This is a genomic window from Rhodococcus shunpengi, from assembly GCF_048381395.1.
Lineage (GTDB): Bacteria > Actinomycetota > Actinomycetes > Mycobacteriales > Mycobacteriaceae > Rhodococcus.
Map to the genome: position 1 here is coordinate 361,017 of NZ_JBLWIU010000034.1, position 15,477 is coordinate 376,493.

Below are 15,477 nucleotides of genomic sequence, written 5' to 3' on the forward strand. Positions count from 1 at the left end.
GGCAGGCCCGGTGGTCAGCCCGCCAGGGCGCGCACCCGGCCGATCACTTCACCGAAGATCTCCCGGTACGGGGCGTGGACCGTGAAGTGGGTGAACCCGTAGCGCTCCCGGCTGCGCAGGATCTGCCCGGCCATCTCGTCGACCGTGCCGATCAGCACGAACGGCGAGTCGAGCAGATCGTCGGCGCCGACGGTGTGCTCGAACCGCTCGGCGAGCGCGGCGGCGGTGCCTGCCCGATCGTCGGTCTCGACGACCGCCTGGAGCAGGGTGTGCCACTCGATGTCCTCGACCCGGTCGCCGGCCCGTGCCCGCGCGAACGTGACACGGTCGTCGGCCTCGGCCGCGGTGGCGATGCGGAACGTCCCCGGTGGCTTCCCCGGCAGTTGGACGGCGCCGGCGACGCTCAGGATGTCGGCGTGGGCGGCGGCGACGGCGAGGATCCGGTCGCCGGTGCCTCCGACGATCAGGGGCGGACCGTAGCCGCCGAATCCGCGCCGTTGCACCGGACGGAGCACGGACAGATCGAACGCTTCGCGCAGCGCTGCCTGCTCGTCGAAACCGGACCCGGTGAACGATCGCTGCAGTTCCTGCACAGTGGCTTCGAGTCTCTCGGCTCGCTCGTCGAAGCGTTCCCACTCGATCCCGGCCGCCTCGAACTCCCATCTCATGTGGCCTGCGCCGAGACCGACCTCGAGCCGGCCGCCGGTGAGCAGATCGGTGGTCGCGATCTCGCGGGCGAGCAGTGCCGGATTCCAGAAACCGGCATTGAGCACCATCGTTCCGACCCGCAGACGCTCGGTGGCGCCGGCGGCGGCGACCAGGACGGGGAACGGCGCGGGGACACCGAGATGGTCGGCCGCGTACACGGCGTCGAAGCCCGCGTCCTCGACGGCCCGGCACCAGCGAGCGAACGCATCGGGGGACCCGACCTCGAAGATGTTGACGGAGAAGCGGAACTCGGTCATGGCACCAGGGTGGCGGGTGCGGGTCTTCGGCGCCAGAGTCGTTTCCTCCGCATACGATGGCGGGTGTCGTGATCGTCGTGGACGGGAGTTGGTCGTGGGTGCGTTGTGGCACGGATTCGCCGATATGGGCGCGATCGAACGGGACGGCGCATTCGTCGTGTCGCGCGGGGAAGGCGCGTACATCTGGGACGACGCCGGCAACCGTTACCTCGATGCCACCGCCGGACTGTGGTTCACCAACGTCGGTCACGGCCGCACCGAGATCGGCGAGGCGATCGCAGCGCAGATCGCCAAGCTCGCCCACTACTCGAACTTCGGCGACCTGACCTCCGAGCCCACGGTCGAACTCGCCGAGCGTCTCGCGGGGATCGCCCCGGTTCCGGGCAGCAAGATCTTCTTCACCTCCGGCGGATCCGACTCGGTCGATTCGGCGGCCAAGCTCGCGCGGCGGTACTGGCAGGAGGTCGGAAAGCCCGGCAAGCGGCTGCTGGTCTCGCGGGAGAAGGCGTACCACGGCATGCACGTCGGTGGTACCTCGCTCGCCGGTATCCCCGTCAACGGTGAGGGCTACGGCCGCCTGTGGGAGGACACCGCGCGGGTTGCGTGGGACGACGCCAAGGCTCTGCTCGAACTCATCGATTCGGTCGGTGCCGACTCCATCGCGGCCTTCTTCTGCGAACCCGTCATCGGTGCGGGCGGGGTGTACCTGCCGCCGGACGGCTATCTCGCCGAGATCCGCGACATCTGCCGCGACCACGACATCCTGTTCGTCGTCGACGAGGTGGTCACCGGTTTCGGTCGTATCGGTGGTTCGTGGTTCGCATCGTCCCGATTCGATCTGAATCCCGACATGGTCACCACCGCAAAGGGACTCACCTCCGGCTACCTGCCGATGGGCGCTCTGTTCGTCGCTCCGCGGGTCGCCGAACCGTTCTTCGCCGGAGGCGTGTGGTGGCGCCACGGCTACACCTACGGCGGGCACGCTGCCGCCGCAGCGGCCGCTCTCGCCAACCTCGACATCATCGAGCGCGAGGATCTGCTCACCGAGTCGGCGCGTATCGAGCGGACGCTGCACGAGAAGCTCGCTCCGCTGGCGGATCATCCGCGGGTCGCCGAGGTCCGCAGCGGTCTCGGTGCGGTGGCGGCCGTGCAGCTCGCCGATCCGTCCGAGGCGCTCGGCTTCGTCAAGACCCTGCGACAGCACGGGATCTCGGGACGTGCGGCCGGTCAGGGAGCGATGCAGATCTCCCCGTCGTTCGTGATGACCGACGAGCAGATCACCGATCTCGCCGACGGAATCGCCGCAGCACTCGGCTGATCCGTTCCTTCGGCCCGACCGGTACCTCGGCGAGGGGGAGTTCGGCGCTGCCGTCGCGTGCGGCGAGCGAACGCGCGTAACGCTCGTGCAGCACCGACCGCACCTCGTCCGGGCTGTAGTTCCGTCGTTGCCGCTCGTTGCGGGCGGCGACGGCACCGGTCGCCGCGACTCCCACGATCCCGGCGAGTCCGACGAGCTTCCACCACTTGCCACCGCGTAGTGCCATGTGGACGACCCTAGCGGCCGTCGGGACCATGCGGACGACCCCAGCGGCCGTCGGGGCCATGCGGACGACCCCAGCGGCCGTCGGGGCCATGCGGACGACCCCAGCGGCGGTCGGGCATGGCAGGCTGACGGCATGGACACTTCGTCGGCTGATCGGTCTGCCGGTGCGCGTTCGCGTCTCACCCTCGACGAGGCCGTGGCGACGACCCGCACGGGGGACCTGTGGATCTTCCGCGGCGCAACCCCGGCCGACCGAGCGATCCAGACGCTGACCAACGCGCCGGTGAACCACGTGGGGATGACGGTCGCACTCGAGGACCTGCCGCCGCTCATGTGGCACGCCGAGCTGGGCCGCAGCCTCCCGGACATGTGGACGGGACGGCACCAGCGCGGCGTGCAGTTGCACGACCTGCGCAGTGCGGTGCAGGTGTGGGCCGCGCGTTACGGCCAGCGCGGCTGGTTGCGGCAGATCTCGGTGGCGGTCACCCCGGATCAGGAGGATCAGCTGCTGCGCACGATCGCGCGGCTCGACGGCACACCGTTCCCGTCGACGACGACACTCACGGGGCGATGGTTCGCGGGCCGACTCCCACGTCGTCGGCGGGCCGCCGTCCCGTCCGGTGGGCTCGAGAGCGCGTACTGCGCCGAGGTGGTCGGATTGACGCTGGAGGAGATGGGATTGCTGCAGCAACGGCACCGGGGAAGCAACTGGTACGACCCCGGCCGGTTCTGGAGCGGCGATCGGCTGCCGCTCGCTCCCGGGGTGGAGTTCGGCGGCGAGATCGAGGTCGTGCTCGATGAGGACGACCTCGCTGCCGGAAAGGCGGCCGGCTCGGCGTCGTAGAGCCCGGACCGGCGTAGTCCGATAGTTGTGAAAGGTAAAGACGATAGGTCGTTCTACACTGATAGGCGTGACCGATCAGAGCTACCAGCCCACCCTCTCGCAGCTGCGTGCCTTCGTCGCGGTGGCCACCTACCGCCACTTCGGCACGGCCGCAGCGCGACTCGAGGTCAGCCAGCCCACCCTGTCCCAGGGTCTGGCGGCTCTCGAGAACGGCCTCGGCGTCCAGCTCATCGAGCGCAGCACCCGCCGTGTGCTGGTGACACCGGTGGGTGCACGCCTGCTTCCCTACGCAGAGGTGGTGCTCGACGCAGCCGACGGCTTCGTCGACGCGGCGGCAGGAGTGTCCGACGGACTGTCGGGCCCGCTGCGGGTGGGGTTGATCCCCACCGTCGCGCCCTACGTCCTGCCCGAGATCCTGCCCGCACTCGACGAAGCGATGCCGGCCCTGTCGCTGCAGGTCGTCGAGGACCAGACTGCGCGGCTCCTCGACGCACTGCGCGCCGGAACCCTCGACGTCGCCGTCCTCGCACTGCCCGCCGACGTTTCGGGTGTGATCGAAGTTCCGCTGTACGACGAGGAATTCGTCCTCGTCCTGCCGACCGGACACGAACTCGCCGGGCGCACCGATCTCTCGGTCTCCGCACTCGACAATGCGCAACTGCTGCTGCTCGACGAAGGCCACTGCCTGCGCGACCAGACACTCGACCTGTGCCGGTCCGTCGACGCGCGACCGACATTCGGCGACACCCGTGCGACCTCCCTGTCCACCGTGGTGCGCTGCGTCGCAGGACGATTGGGCATCACGCTCGTCCCGGCCTCCGCGGTCGCCGTCGAAACCGCCCGGGGAGACCTCGAGGTCGCGCACTTCGCGGACCCGGCACCCGGCCGCCGGATCGGTCTGGTGTTCCGCTCGTCGTCCCCGCGCGGAGTCGACTACCGCATCCTCGCCGAGACCATCCGCGGCTGCGTCCCGCCGACCTGCCGCCCCGTCGTCTCCTGACGAAGACCCCCTCAGCGCCGACCGCGTCGGGGTTTTCCGGGGCGCTTGCGCGCGGAGGTCCCTGCTCGGCGCGACGTCTTGGGTTCCGGCGCGCGGCGCTTCGGGGCCGAGCCCTTGCGTTCACCACGACGCGAGGTGCCGCCCGACTCGGCTTCCGGTTCGGAGTCGCTGCGGCGGCCACGAGAACTGTTGGCCGTCCGTCCCCGGACGATGCCGACGAACTCGTCGACGAGATCGGTCGTCCGGTCGGTGATCCACACGAGACCCACCTGGGACGCCGGCGCGTCGACGACGGGACGGTAGGTCAGGTCGCGTCGGTGGTGCAGGCGGGCGAGCGACTGCGGCGTGACGAGCACACCCACTTCCGAGGCGACGTGCGAGATCGCGTCCTCGGTGGTCGCGGGCCGCTCGAAGGCCTCCTCGCCGGGAAGGGCGACCCAATCGAGCACGTCGTCGAGCGGATGCAGCACCGTCTCGTCGGCGAGGTCGGACACCGACACCTCGTCGACCGCCGCGAACACGTGCTCCTTGGGCACCACCACGACGGAGACCTCGGTGTAGAGGGGGATGACCGACAGGCCGTCCCGCTGCAGCGGCAGGCGCAGCAGTGCGATGTCGGCGGCGTCCTCGCGCAGCGGATCCGCGCCTGCCGTCGGTTCGACGGGGACCAGTTCGATCGGGACGTCCGGCATCCGCTCGTTCCACACCCGCACCCACTTCGCGGGGGTGACACCCGGGACGTAGGCCAAGCGGAAGGGTTGCACGGTCGGTTCGCTCACCGAGTCAGGCTACCGCTCCCGTGACCCGCCGCCTGCGACGATCAGCCCTCGACGATCTCGAACTCGTCGAACACCACTTCACCGGCCGCATCGGACTCGCCGAGATTCACCTCGCCGATCAACGCCCAGCCGTGATCGCCCTGCGGGTCGTGCAGGGTCTGACGCACCCGCCACAGTTCGGGACCCGTCTCGACGGTGAAGAGCAGCGGTCCACGCGCGTCGGGGCCGGTGCCGATCTCGTCGTACTCCTCGAAGTACAACTCGAGCAGGTCCTCCCAGTCCTCGGCGTCGAGACCGTCGCCGAGGGCCGCGAGTTCGTCCCAGCGCCGACGTGAGGCCAGCTCGACCCGCTTGAACATCGCGTTGCGGACCATGACCTTGAACGCACGGACGTTCGCGGACAACGGCCGAGGGGAGTCGACACCGAACGCGATCTGCTGGTCGTCGGATTCCACCCCGGGATGGGTGAGCGACTCCCACTCGTCGAGCAGGGACGAGTCGACCTGACGGATCAGTTCGCCGAGCCACTCGATGATGTCCTCGAGCTCCTCCGTGCGCGCGGCGTCCGGCACCGTCTGCCGCAGGGCGCGGTAGGCGTCGGCGAGATAGCGCAGGACCAATCCCTCGGAGCGGGCCAGACCGTAGTGCGAGACCAGCTCGGAGAAGGTCATGCTGCGCTCGATCATGTCGCGCACCACCGACTTCGGGGACAGCGGGAACTCCGACACCCAGGGATGGCCACCCCGGTACGTCTCGAAGGCAGGCTCGAGCAGCTCTACGAGCGGCTTGGGCCAGGTGATCTCCTCGAGCAGTTCCATTCGCTCGTCGTACTCGATGCCGTCGGCCTTCATCTGCGCGACGGCCTCACCGCGCGCAGCGTGCTGCTGTGCCATGAGCACCTGACGCGGATCGTCGAGCGTCGATTCGATGACCGACACGACATCGAGAGCGTAGGTGGGGGAGTCGACGTCGAGCAGTTCGATCGCTGCGAGGGCGAACGGCGACAGCGGCTGGTTGAGCGCGAAGTCGCGTTGCAGGTCGACGGTGAGACGGGCCCGGCGCCCGAACTCGTCCGGCTCGTCGAGCTGCTGGACCACGCCCGCCTGCAGCAGCCCCCGATACAGCGAGATCGCCTTGAGGATGTGCTTGCGCTGCGCCGGACGGGGTTCGTGGTTGTCCTCGAGCAGATGCCGCATCGCGTCGAAGCAATTGCCCGGTCGCGCAATGACGTTGAGCAACATCGAGTTGCTCACCGAGAACCGCGACTGCAGCGGTTCGGGCGACGCCGCGATCAGCTTGTCGAAGGTGCCCTCACCCCACGAGACGAAACCTTCGGGTGCCTTCTTGCGCTGCACCTTCCGGCGCTTCTTCGGATCGTCCCCGGCCTTGGCGAGAGCCCGGACGTTCTCGATCTCGTGCTCCGGGGCCTGCACGACGACGGTGCCCATCGTGTCGTATCCGGCGCGACCTGCACGACCGGCGATCTGGTGGAACTCGCGCGCCTTGAGCTGCCGGGTGCGGGTGCCGTCGAACTTCGTCAGGCCCGTGAGCAGCACGGTGCGGATCGGCACGTTGATGCCGACGCCGAGCGTGTCGGTACCGCAGATGACCTTCAGCAGCCCGTCCTGCGCGAGCTTCTCGATCAGGCGCCGGTATTTCGGCAGCATGCCCGCGTGGTGCACGCCGATACCGTGCCGGACGAGACGCGAAAGGGTCTTGCCGAAACCGGTGGAGAACCGGAAGTCGCCCAGAGCGGTGGCGATCGCCTCCTTCTCGGCCTTCGTGCACATGTTCACGCTGGTCAGAGCCTGAGCGCGCTCGAGGGCCGCGGCCTGGGTGAAGTGCACGACGTAGACGGGCGCCTGGTGCGTCGTGACGAGCTCCTCGATCGCTTCCCCGATGGGTGCCTGCGAGTACGAGAAGGTCAGCGGGACCGGACGTTCGGAGCCCGAGACCTCCGCCGTCGGCCGTCCCGTGCGGCGGGTCAGGTCCTTCTGCAGGAAAGTCACGTCGCCGAGCGTCGCGGACATGAGCAGGAACTGCGCGTGCGGCAATTCGATGAGCGGAACCTGCCACGCCCACCCGCGGTCGGGTTCGGAGTAGAAGTGGAACTCGTCCATCACGACCTGGCCGATGTCGGAGTCCGGTCCTTCGCGCAACGCGAGATTCGCGACGATCTCGGCGGTCGCGCAGATGATCGGTGCTCCGGCGTTGACCGACGCGTCGCCGGTCATCATGCCGACCTTGTCGGCACCGAAGACGTCGCACAGGGCGAAGAACTTCTCGCTCACGAGCGCCTTGATCGGGGCGGTGTAGAAGGTGCGCTTGCCCGCGGCGAGCGCGAAGAAGTGCGCACCGAGCGCCACCATCGATTTCCCCGAGCCCGTGGGTGTGGCGAGGATGACGTTGGAGCCGGCGACGAGCTCCATGAGCGCTTCCTCCTGCGCCGGATACAGCGAGATGCCCCGATCCGTCGTCCAGGTGGTGAACGCGTCGAACAACGCGTCGTCATCGACGGGGTCGGGTATCAGATCGGGAAGCAGCACTTCTCCAGGCTAGTCGGAAGGAACCGACCCACCCGAGCGGGTCGCGCGGCTCTGCGGGCAGCGCAGTCGGGTGCCCCTGCGGGCAGTGCAGTCGGTGCCCTGCGGGCAGTGCAGTCGGGTGCCCTGCGGGCAGTGCAGGTCAGGTGGCGCTGCGCTCGTCCGAACCCATCGCGCCGAGCACCGCCATGCGGGTCTCCGGGCCGCCGCTGATCTGCGACTCGCTCACGCCCGACACGAGCAGTCGACGCCAACGGTCGAGGTCGAACTCCAGGGGAGAGGTGGTCTCCAGAAAGTTCTCGACCACCCGCAGGAAGCGCAGCGGGTCGTCGCGGAACGGGAAGTGGCCGGAACCCCGGAAGATCTCGAGACGTGAACCGGGCATGGCCGAGTGCGCGAGATAGGCGTGGGCGATCGGGATGACGCTGTCGTGATCGCCCCAGATGAGCTGGACGGGGAGGTTCTCCGTCAGATAACAGCGATCGAGCATGGTCACGACCTGACCGCGCCAGTCGACCACCGCGCGCAGCGTGCGCAGATACGCCTCGTAGGCCGTGGGGTCGGGGAGGTTCCCCAGCACGCGCACCAGATCCGAGGTGTCGTGCAGCAGGGCACCGGGACGCAGCGGCGATCCGTTGACCCGATTCAGCACGGCACCGGCGGCGCGCAGGACCGGCATCGCCCCGGGCAGCCGCAGGACCTGCAGCGCTTCGCTGACGATCGGCACCGAGATCAGGCGCAGCGCAGGATGAACGTCCTTGGTGACTCCGCCGGACGCGACGAGCACCAGACGCTCGACCATGTGGGGGAACTGGTAGGCGAACTGCATCGCCACCCCGCCGCCGAGGGAATGGCCGATCACCGTGACCGACTCGATCCCCAGGACCGACAGCAGGTCGCGCATGCCGTTCGCGTATGCGGCCACCGAGTAGTCGGCCCGCGGCTTGTCGGATCGACCGTGCCCGAGCAGGTCGGGGGCGATCACGGTGTACTTCTCCGCCAGGTGCGGGATCACGTCCTGCCAGGTCGAGGAGTCGTCACCGATGCCGTGCACGAGCAACAGAGCGGGACCGCTGCCGGCCATGCGGAACGCGCGTCGGTAACCGTGGATCGTGCGGAACACGATGCGGGGTTCGTTGTCCGGAACCGGGCGAAGCGTCCGGGCGCGCGGTGGAACCATGAGCGTCTCCTGCGACGTCGGTGATCGCGTGGTGGTAGCCGGGCTGCCCGGCCCGTCGCCGGGAACCGGACACAACTACCACTGTGGCATGTCGCCGAAGCGTACCGCCTGTATGTGACGCCGACAACGACGATTGTGACGATCATGAAACATCCGGCGGACCCGTCTTGGCGTCAGCGCGGAGCGGAATCGTCCCCGTCGTCCGGGCCGAGCTCGCCGAACCCGCCGTCGCCGGCCCCGCCGTCGCCCGGACCTGGGAGATCGTCGCCGGGATCGGTGCCGCGCCGGTCGTATTCGGCGAGGAACCGCTCGAATTCGGCGCCGATCTCCTCACCCGTCGGCAGACTCTCGTCGGTCGGCAGGGGAGAGGTCTGCTGTTCCTGGGCGGCGACGTAGCTGTCGTACTGTCGCTCGAGCGCGTGCACCACCCCGAGGACCTCGGCGTTGTCCTCGATGTGCTCGTCGATCTGCTCCCGCACCCGTGCCGCAGCCTCGCCGAGCGCCTGCAGCGGCAGCTCCAGGCCCCCGACCTCGGCGACGTTCGTCAGCAGCGTCTCGGCGGCAGCCGGATAGTCGGTCTGGGCGAGATAGTGCGGCACGTGCACGGAGAAGCCCACGGACTCGTGCCCGTGCTGCCCCATCCGGTATTCGAGCAGCGACGAGACCCCGGCGGGCACCTGCAGCTCGCCCGACCAGCGGTGGTGCCCCGCGATGAGGTCCTTGTTGGTCGAGTGCGCGGTGACCGCCAACGGCCGGGTGTGCGGGATCGCCATGGGGATCGCATTGAGCCCGATGGTCCGCCGCACCCCGAACTGCTCGGCGAGCAACCGCACCGCGGTGATGAAACGCTCCCACTTCAGATCCGGCTCGGCACCCGCGAGCAGCAGGAACGGGGTGCCGGCCTCGTCGATGAGCGCGTACAGGTTCAGTTCGGGCTCGGCGTAATCCGAGAAGTGGTCGGCCTTGAACGTCATGAGCGGCCGACGCGATCGGTAGTCGATCAGTTCGTCGACGGCGAACGACGCGACGAGTTCGGTCTCCAAGTTCTCGCGCAGGTGCGTGGTCGCCAGGCGCACCGCGTGTCCCGCGTCGGCGAACCCTTCGAGACCGTGCACGAGGACGGGCCCCTCACCGTCCGGGGAGGTGAGCTGCGGAGCCGGGAATTCCAGCTCGTACATGCGGGACTGCTCGTCCATCTGCGAACCACTCCGATCACACTCAGTCTCGGCATCTCCGCCGGGGTCACCCGACGTGGCATGGTGGTGTTCGAGTCTAATTGACGCCACGACGACCGATTCCGGGGCGCACACCCTGCCCGACGTCGACGACCGAGGGAGGTTCGGGTGACCCGACGCGATACTCGTCCGAGGCGCCGCGCATCGGCCGGCCGGAGCGTGGTGGCGGCCGCGTGCCTGATGCTCGCATCCGCCTGCTCCCAGACCGTCTCCGGCGACCCCCGGCCCGAACCGGCAGCCCTGACAGGAACCGCGTCCGCGCCTGCGCCTGCGCCTGCGCCCGCCCGGGCACCGGGCGAACTGGTGCTTCCCCCCGAACGGTTTCCCGAACCGTACGTCGCGGTGGTCCTCCCACCGGAGGCGGTGGCGCAGGCGGCGCCCGACCTGACCGGGATCCAGCCCGGCTCGAGGGTCGATCCGGGCGGATGTCTGCCGCCCGCGCAGGATTACGGCCCCGAGAGCACCGCCATGGTGGTCGGTACCGACAACGCCAGTCGCGCGACGATCAGCGTCGAGGTCACCCGGCCCGCTCCGGACCTCGCCGAGTACCGCACCCATCTGACGGAGTGTTCGCAGGTGGACGCCACCGTGCGGGGGATAACCTCGACCGTCTCGACCGTCCTCGACGACGATCCTGCTGCGCCCGTCGACGGAGCAGGGACGCTGGCCCTGACCCGGGCGGTCGACTCCGGCCGGGGATCGGGCGGCCTGACGCAGTCGATGGCCACGCGCATCGCACAGATCGAGGACGTGCGCGTGACGGTCACGTACATGTCCTTCGACGCGGCATCTCCCGACACCGACAATCTCGACCGCGTGTTCCGGGAGGCCGTCGACTTCGCCGCCCGCCCCTGACGCGGGCCGGGCGCGGCACCCTAACAGCGCCCGCCGACGGGATCGTCCGCTCGGCACCCGATCACGGTGCCGGTCTCGAAGTTGTCCACAGCCGGCCGGTTCATCCCCAGAAGGCCCCGGAACGGCCCCGGGAGCCGCTTTCCGCTCGGACCGATGGGCCACGGTTCGAGCATGACAACTTCCACGCCTTCGTCGTCGCACCCACTCCGTCTCACCGATGTCGGTGACGTGATCGCCGCCCTGCCCGCGCTGATGGGCTTCCCGCCGACGCGTTCGATCGTCGTGATGTGCCTGACTCCGACCGGTGACGTTCCGACCCGCCCGAACGGCAGGGTGGCGAGCATCGGTGCGGTGATGCGACACGACCTCGTCCTGCCCCGGTCCGGGGAACCGGTCCCCGAGCTCATGCGCGCGGCGTTCCGGCGCTTCTGCGCCGTCTGTGCCCGCGAGGGCGCGGAATCTGTGGTGGCCGTGCTCGTGGACGACGATCTCGCCGACCGGCACGATCCGGTGATCGCCGACGTGTGCAGGCTCGTCGACGACTTCGCCGACCATCTCGACGCCGTCGGCATCGACCTGGCGGGGGTGTACGCGCTGCCGGAGATAACCGGTGGAGCGACCTGGTTCGTTCCCGGCCAGGACATCACCGGCAGCGTGGCCGATCCCGGATCCTCGGTGGTCGCGGCCGCCCGGGTGTTCGAGGGCAGCCCGATCCGCGGCTCCCGCACCGAACTCGCCGCACTGCTCGCGCCGTATCCGCCGGCGGTGCGGCAGGAGGTCGCGCGGTGTATCGACGAGGTCGTCGAGACCCGCGACCGCGAGTACGAACGTTGTGCCCGCGAGGGCGGCGGCGAACGCGCCGATCGTCTCGAACTCGAGACCGTGCTGGCGCACATCGAGACGTACGCCGCAGGAGCGGATCCCAGCGCGTCCGACGTCGCCGAGCTGGCCGTTCTGCTCGCCAACCGCACGGTGCGCGACGCCGCCATGGGACTCGCGACCGGACCGCTCGCACGGCCGGCGGAGCGTCTGTGGACCGAGCTCGCCCGGGCCCTGCCCGATCCCGAACGGGCCGACGCTGCCGCGCTCGTCGGCTTCGGCGCCTACGTGCGCGGCGACGGTCCGCTCGCCGGAGTCGCGCTCGCAGCGGCCCTCGAATCCGATCCCCGCCACCGGCTTTCGGATCTGCTCGACCAGGCCCTGCAGGCGGGACTGCGTCCCGAGTCGATCCGCGGCCTCGCGGAGACGGGACACGAGATCGCGGCGCGGCTGGGACTCGAACTGCCGCGCGGCGACGAACCGTCCTGAACCGGGGCCGTCTGCTCGCTCAGGCCCTACGCTCGATCAGCGTCGAGTGGCGTGCAACCGGTCGCCGAGAGACCGGGTGAACTCCCACGCATCGGAGACGATCTCGTCGAGATCGGTGTGCTGGGGGTTCCACCCGAGCTCGGAGATCGCGCGGCTGCTCGAGGCGATGAGCACGGCCGGATCGCCGGCGCGGCGCGGCGCGTCGACCGCTGCGATCGGCAGGCCCGTGACCCGCTCGCACGCCGAGATGACCTCGCGGACGGTGAAGCCCTCTCCGCTGCCGAGGTTGTAGATGCCGTGGCGGCCGGGTTCGGACTTCGTCAGGGCCAGCACGTGCGCGTCGGCGAGATCCTTCACGTGGATGTAGTCGCGCACCGCGGTGCCGTCCTTGGTCGGCCAGTCGGTGCCGAAGACCGAGATGTGATCGCGCACACCGAGAGCGACCTGCAGCACCAGCGGGATCAGATGCGTCTCGACGACGCGGTTCTCCCCGGCACCGCCGTAGGCGCCGGCGACGTTGAAATACCGCAGGCTCGTCGCTGCGAGACCGTGGGCGTGCGCGTACGACGAGATCGCGTGATCGATGGCGAGCTTCGACGCACCGTACGGGTTGGTCGGGCGGGTGGGCGCGTCCTCGGTGATCGGCACGCTCTCGGGTTCGCCGTAGGTCGCGGCGGTGGAGGAGAACACCAACCGCGGGGTACCCGAGCGGCGGACGGCCTCGAGCAGGGCGAGGGTGGTCACCACGTTGCCCTGCCAGTACTTCTCGGGGAACTCCACCGACTCGCCGACCAGCGACTGTGCACCGAAGTGGAGGACGCCGTCGAAACGGGATCCGGAGAGCAGTTCGTCGGCGACGGCCGCGATGTCGCCCTCGACGAACTCGGCACCGGTGGGGACCGCCTCGGCGTTCCCGGTGGACAGGTCGTCGACGACCACGACGTCGTTGCCCTGTTCGAGCAACACGGTCGTGCACACGCTGCCCACATAGCCGGCGCCGCCGGTCACCAGAAGTCTCACGCTGGACATCCCCTTTTCGCACGCCCGTACCGGACATGCGAAAAGGGGTCTGTGTCAGACCTGCTTCACCTGCACGGCGTGGGCCATCTCGTCGGAAAGCTCGAAACTGTCGTGACCGGCCACGGTGATGGACACCGAGCCCGGTCGCGTCTCGACTGTAACCCGCGCGTCCGGGACCACACCGGCCTCACGCAGCCGCGCGATGACCTCGGGGTCGGACTGGACGTACTCCGCGAGCCGGCGCACCACGACCGCGGTCGGCTTGCCGTGCGGGATCTCCGTCAGCCGCACCAGCTTCTCGTCGAGGACCGCCGTGCGGTCGAGGCCGAGCTGGGCCAGTCCCGGGATGGGGTTGCCGTAGGGGGAGGTGGTCGGGTTGTTGAGCACCTCCACGAGGCGGCGCTCGACCTCCTCGCTCATCACGTGTTCCCAGCGGCACGCCTCGGCGTGCACGTTCTCCCAGTCGAGACCGATCACGTCCACGAGAAGCCGTTCCGCGAGCCGGTGCTTGCGCATGACCGAGACCGCGAGATCGCGGCCCTTCTCGGTGAGCTGCAGGTGGCGGTCGCCGGCGACCCGGAGCAGGCCGTCGCGTTCCATGCGGGCCACGGTCTGGCTGACCGTCGGTCCGCTCTGTTCGAGGCGCTCGGCGATACGCGCGCGCAGCGGCACCACGCCTTCCTCTTCCAAGTCGTAGATGGTCCGGAGATACATCTCCGTTGTATCGACCAGGTCCTTCACTCTCACACCCCTTCGTCTGGGCCGATTCTAACCGTGCGAACAGGACGGTGGGGGCGCCCTCCGAGGCTCGCATGTCCGTGGGTGGACCAGTAGCGTCTGTGTCCATGACCACGAGCTCCACCGCGGCGGGCGGTACGACACAGCTGAGCGGCGATCGGATAGTGGTGTGGAGCCCCGACTACCTCGATTACCGGTGGGGTCCGACACATCCGATGAATCCCACGCGTCTCGATCTCACGATGGCGCTGTCCCGCAGTCTCGGTCTCCTCGAAGGCGTCGAGACGGTCCGCCCGTCCCCTGCGGACGACACCGATCTGCTGCGCATCCACACCGCCTCCTACGTCGACGCGGTCAAGCGCGCGGGCTCCGCCCCCGAGGGAGCGGCACCCCCGGCCGACGCGCCCCACGGTCTCGGCACCGAGGACAACCCGATCTTCCCCCGCATGCACGAGGCCAGCGCGACGCTCGCCGGAGGAACCCTCGCCGCCGCACGCGAGATCGCGAGCGGCCGGGCCCGGCGCGCCGTGAGCATCGGGGGCGGCATGCATCACGCGATGGCCGACTGGGCCGCGGGATTCTGCGTCTACAACGACGCCGCCATCGCGATCTCGTGGTTGCTCGACCACGGCTACGACCGCATCGCCTACATCGACGTCGACGCCCACCACGGCGACGGCGTGCAGCACGCCTTCCTCGGCGATCCCCGCGTCCTGACCATCTCCCTGCACCAGCATCCGGCGACGCTGTGGCCCAACACCGGCTGGTCCAGCGAGGTCGGGTCGGGTCCGGCCGAGGGCACCGCGATCAATCTGCCGGTGTTGCCGGGCACCGTGGACGCGTTGTGGTTGCGCGCCTTCCACGCCGTCGTACCGGGCGCGGTCGCGGCATTCCGACCCCAGATCCTCATCAGCCAGTGCGGTGCCGACAGCCACCGCGAGGACCCCCTGGCCGACCTGTCCCTGACCGTCGACGGCCAGCGCGCGTCGTATCTCGCGATGCGCGATCTCGCCGATCGCTACTGCGAGGGCCGCTGGCTCGCCGTGGGCGGCGGCGGTTACGGCCTCGTGCGGGTGGTGCCGCGTGCGTGGACCCACCTGATCGCCGCAGCGCTGGACCGCGAGATCGACCTGAGCACCCCGATCCCGGCGGACTGGAGCGAGCGTGTCGGCGCTCTCGCCCCGAGCGTCGAACTGCCCACCGTCATGGGGGAGGGCTCCGACGTCTCGTACCTGCCGTGGGACGGTCCCGGCGGCACCCCGGAAACGGGAATCGCCTCCCTGGACCGTGCACTGACCCGCATCGATTCGGCGATCATCGCCACGAGGCGGGCGGCCTTCCCGCTGCTCGGCCTGGACCCGGAGGACCCCCGTGACTGACCGGCAGAATCCCGCGGCGGCACCGAACACCGCGTCTGCGGCGGGCGCCGCACCCGCACACGGCGTCGGGACGACGGGGGAGACCGAC

Annotated in this window: 14 protein-coding genes; 6 read left to right on the forward strand and 8 right to left on the reverse strand. The window is 69.5% G+C overall.

Annotated features, from left to right (window positions below):
* Nucleotides 1-14: 14 nt before the first annotated feature.
* Nucleotides 15-965 carry a TIGR03621 family F420-dependent LLM class oxidoreductase gene (locus tag ACNJ7K_RS21930; protein ID WP_230787313.1) on the reverse strand — a complete coding sequence of 317 codons (951 nt, stop codon included), beginning with the start codon at nt 963-965 and terminating at the stop codon, nt 15-17.
* A gap of 124 nt (nt 966-1,089) precedes the next feature.
* Here ACNJ7K_RS21930 and ACNJ7K_RS21935 point away from each other — a divergent pair, with 124 nt between their 5' ends.
* Nucleotides 1,090-2,283: an aminotransferase family protein gene (locus tag ACNJ7K_RS21935; protein WP_159419252.1), complete on the forward strand. Its 1,194-nt coding sequence runs from the start codon at nt 1,090-1,092 to the stop codon at nt 2,281-2,283.
* Here ACNJ7K_RS21935 and ACNJ7K_RS21940 read toward each other — a convergent pair.
* Entirely contained in the window at nt 2,243-2,509 is a 267-nt protein-coding gene (locus ACNJ7K_RS21940) for a hypothetical protein (protein WP_088898209.1), read from the reverse strand. The genes ACNJ7K_RS21935 and ACNJ7K_RS21940 overlap by 41 nt on opposite strands.
* A 132-nt stretch (nt 2,510-2,641) precedes the next feature.
* Here ACNJ7K_RS21940 and ACNJ7K_RS21945 point away from each other — a divergent pair, with 132 nt between their 5' ends.
* A complete protein-coding gene (locus ACNJ7K_RS21945) occupies nt 2,642-3,352 on the forward strand; it encodes a hypothetical protein (protein ID WP_120282338.1) in 711 nt (236 codons plus the stop codon).
* 67 nt (nt 3,353-3,419) lie between these two features.
* Nucleotides 3,420-4,352 carry a hydrogen peroxide-inducible genes activator gene (locus ACNJ7K_RS21950; protein ID WP_120282339.1) on the forward strand — a complete coding sequence of 311 codons (933 nt, stop codon included), beginning with the start codon at nt 3,420-3,422 and terminating at the stop codon, nt 4,350-4,352.
* Between the two features lie 11 nt (nt 4,353-4,363).
* Here ACNJ7K_RS21950 and ACNJ7K_RS21955 read toward each other — a convergent pair whose 3' ends face one another.
* The 4 genes from ACNJ7K_RS21955 to ACNJ7K_RS21970 form a co-directional block, all read right to left on the reverse strand.
* Nucleotides 4,364-5,131 (reverse strand): LysR family substrate-binding domain-containing protein, encoded by a 768-nt coding sequence (locus tag ACNJ7K_RS21955; protein WP_120282340.1) that lies wholly within the window; start codon nt 5,129-5,131, stop codon nt 4,364-4,366.
* A gap of 41 nt (nt 5,132-5,172) precedes the next feature.
* Nucleotides 5,173-7,677 (reverse strand): DEAD/DEAH box helicase, encoded by a 2,505-nt coding sequence (locus ACNJ7K_RS21960; RefSeq protein WP_120282341.1) that lies wholly within the window; start codon nt 7,675-7,677, stop codon nt 5,173-5,175.
* 139 nt (nt 7,678-7,816) lie between these two features.
* Nucleotides 7,817-8,854, reverse strand: a complete 1,038-nt coding sequence (locus ACNJ7K_RS21965) for an alpha/beta fold hydrolase (protein WP_487042184.1) — start codon at nt 8,852-8,854, stop codon at nt 7,817-7,819.
* 173 nt (nt 8,855-9,027) lie between these two features.
* Entirely contained in the window at nt 9,028-10,050 is a 1,023-nt protein-coding gene (locus tag ACNJ7K_RS21970) for a proteasome assembly chaperone family protein (protein WP_120282342.1), read from the reverse strand.
* Between the two features lie 219 nt (nt 10,051-10,269).
* Here ACNJ7K_RS21970 and ACNJ7K_RS21975 point away from each other — a divergent pair, with 219 nt between their 5' ends.
* Both ACNJ7K_RS21975 and ACNJ7K_RS21980 read left to right on the forward strand, forming a co-directional pair.
* On the forward strand, nt 10,270-10,944 hold the full coding sequence (locus ACNJ7K_RS21975) for a sensor domain-containing protein (RefSeq protein ID WP_487042288.1): 675 nt from the start codon (nt 10,270-10,272) through the stop codon (nt 10,942-10,944).
* 171 nt (nt 10,945-11,115) lie between these two features.
* A complete protein-coding gene (locus ACNJ7K_RS21980) occupies nt 11,116-12,252 on the forward strand; it encodes a DUF4192 domain-containing protein (protein ID WP_487042185.1) in 1,137 nt (378 codons plus the stop codon).
* A 36-nt stretch (nt 12,253-12,288) separates the two neighbouring features.
* On the opposite strand, the gene galE is transcribed toward ACNJ7K_RS21980, so the two are convergent.
* Together galE and ACNJ7K_RS21990 are read right to left on the reverse strand one after the other, a co-directional pair.
* Entirely contained in the window at nt 12,289-13,281 is a 993-nt protein-coding gene (gene galE, locus ACNJ7K_RS21985; RefSeq protein ID WP_487042186.1) for a UDP-glucose 4-epimerase GalE, read from the reverse strand.
* Nucleotides 13,282-13,326: 45 nt separating this feature from the next.
* Nucleotides 13,327-14,013 (reverse strand): iron-dependent transcriptional repressor DtxR, encoded by a 687-nt coding sequence (locus ACNJ7K_RS21990; protein ID WP_016692727.1) that lies wholly within the window; start codon nt 14,011-14,013, stop codon nt 13,327-13,329.
* Nucleotides 14,014-14,117: 104 nt separating this feature from the next.
* Between ACNJ7K_RS21990 and ACNJ7K_RS21995 the strand changes: the two genes are divergently transcribed.
* Complete coding sequence (locus ACNJ7K_RS21995) at nt 14,118-15,389, forward strand: acetoin utilization protein AcuC (RefSeq protein WP_487042187.1); 1,272 nt, start codon at nt 14,118-14,120, stop codon at nt 15,387-15,389.
* Nucleotides 15,390-15,477: the final 88 nt, after the last annotated feature.